This window comes from Bacillus cihuensis (genome assembly GCF_000504145.1).
GTDB lineage: Bacteria > Bacillota > Bacilli > Bacillales > DSM-1321 > Peribacillus > Peribacillus huizhouensis.
Window position 1 is genome coordinate 1 of sequence record NZ_AYSD01000035.1, and the last position, 2,181, is coordinate 2,181.

General features: G+C 36.8%; 2 protein-coding genes. Both read left to right on the plus strand.

The genetic code is table 11. From position 1 onward, the window contains the following. The coding region (locus V179_RS0105460) for an IS6 family transposase (RefSeq protein ID WP_028390631.1) at positions 1-556 on the plus strand (556 nt) is incomplete at its 5' end. 549 nt (positions 557-1,105) lie between these two features. Continuing rightward, positions 1,106-1,933 carry a polyamine aminopropyltransferase gene (gene speE, locus V179_RS0105465; protein ID WP_028390632.1) on the plus strand — a complete coding sequence of 276 codons (828 nt, stop codon included), beginning with the start codon at positions 1,106-1,108 and terminating at the stop codon, positions 1,931-1,933. Positions 1,934-2,181: the final 248 nt, after the last annotated feature.

Here is a 2,181-nt window from a genome sequence, read left to right on the forward strand (position 1 = left end):
ATTGGTTCTCCTTAAATATGGACCTGAATTAGATGAACGAGTACGACGTTACCTTAAAATAACCAATGATTCCTGGAGAGTCAATGAGACCTATGTGAAAGTCGAAGGTCAATGGATGTATCTGTATCGTGCCGTTGATTTAGAAGGGAATACCATTGATTTTTATCTAAGTAAAGCAAGAAATAAACAAGCAGCCAAGCGCTTTTTTAAGAAAGCCTTGGCTTTTTCGCATGTTTCTAAGCCTCGTGTGATAACAGTAGACAAGAACCCAGCTTATTCCATCGCTATCCAAGAGTTAAAAGAAGAAATGCAGATGCTTGAAGGCGTCCAACTAAGGAAAGTTAAATATCTTAACAATATCGTGGAGCAGGATCATCGCTTTATTAAAAAACGAATTCGTCCGATGCTTGGATTAAAGTCCTTACGGACTGCCAAACTAATTATTGCGGGAATAGAGGCTATGCACATGGTCAAAAAAGGACAGATTCTCCAAAGGGAGAATTCTGTCCAAAATCAAAAAGAATTCATTCATCAACTATTTGGACTAGTTGCTTAAGACCAAGGGGAACTAGAAATCTTTCGCTTATTTATATTTTGTTCAAGTATTTGCACCAGAACCTTTTATTAAGATACATGTTTGATCTATGTCAGGGTGCAAATCATTTCATACAGCTAATTATATACTTAGTAGCATGGAAGTGATGCATTGCATCGTTCAGATTAATATAACCATCACAGATAATCCCAGTGAGATTATGTTTGAAATTCAAATTCCCATTAAAAAAGCTTGACCTTTGTCTAACACAAAGGTTTATATTATATCTATCATTCTAAAAGATGGTATGACGGGGTGAGAAAAGGCTTGATTTTGTCTATACGTCAGGTTCCTGATTCTCGACGTCAGAGGACCAGCTACTTATAAACTATCGTTTATTGTGAGGTACCTTTAAAGAGTGAATAACGACAGAATTAATCGTAGTTTTAATTCTGTATGATCCGACAGAAGTAACTGCATCCGAAGCAGTGCCATCTGCTTCGAGTTCATCTATCTGTTGTAGAAACATATATATATAAATAAATTATAGGAAGGAAAAGGAAATCGAATATGGAATTATGGTTTACAGAAAAACAAACCAAGTCTTTTGGTATTATAGCAAGAGTTAATAAAAACCTCCATTCCGAGAAAACAGAGTATCAACAACTGGACATGATTCAAACCGAAGAATTCGGTAATATGCTTCTACTTGACGGAATGGTTATGACCACCGAAAAGGATGAATTTGTCTATCATGAGATGATTGTTCATGTACCATTATTTACCCATCCAAATCCACAAAAGGTGCTCGTTGTAGGTGGCGGTGATGGGGGAACGATTCGGGAGGTATTGAAACACCCAAGCGTTACCAATGTTGTTCAAGTTGAAATCGATGGGAAAGTAGTGGAGTATTCAAAGCAGCATTTACCCACTATCGCCTCTGAATACAGCAACCCGCGCGTAGAGCTTATTGTAGGTGATGGCTTTATGCATATTCTAAATAGTGAAGATGAATATGACGTCATTTTGGTTGATTCCACCGAGCCTGTAGGGCCAGCAGCTAATTTATTTACTAAAGGCTTTTATGCGGGAATATCAAATGCATTAAAGGAAAACGGCATCTTCGTGGCCCAGACAGATAATCCTTGGTTTAAAGGTGATCTGATACGAGATGCGATTCATGATACAAAAGAGATTTTCCCGATTGCTTGCCTTTATACGTGTAATATTCCAACATATCCGAGTGGATTGTGGACATTTACGCTTGGATCGAAGACACATGATCCACTAGACATAAATGTTTCTCGTTTTTTTGATCTTGACACAAAGTATTACACGCCTGAATTGCATAAAGCATCATTTGTTCTCCCTAAATTTGTTCAGAATTTGTGTAAATAGTGTTTTAGAGTAGTAACTATTGGGTGTGGTCCAAAGATTGTAATCGTCTGAAAGAGACACATAAATTCCTAGTAGAATATAGTTTCCAAACAGTAGATGAAGGAATTCTTTCTAATTTTGGACAGACTGATCCTGCAAATCATTTTGTCCTTTTCTCATCATATACGTGGTTTCTATAAAAATTCAGTTAACATGGTTCTGGTACAAAAATAATTCGCTAGAACTATAGAACAGCAATATCCTATTAA

What these genes read in the sequence shown, in the direction of transcription:
- speE (WP_028390632.1), top strand. Translation starts at nt 1,106, where the DNA reads ATGGAATTATGGTTTACAGAAAAACAAACCAAGTCTTTTGGTATTATA.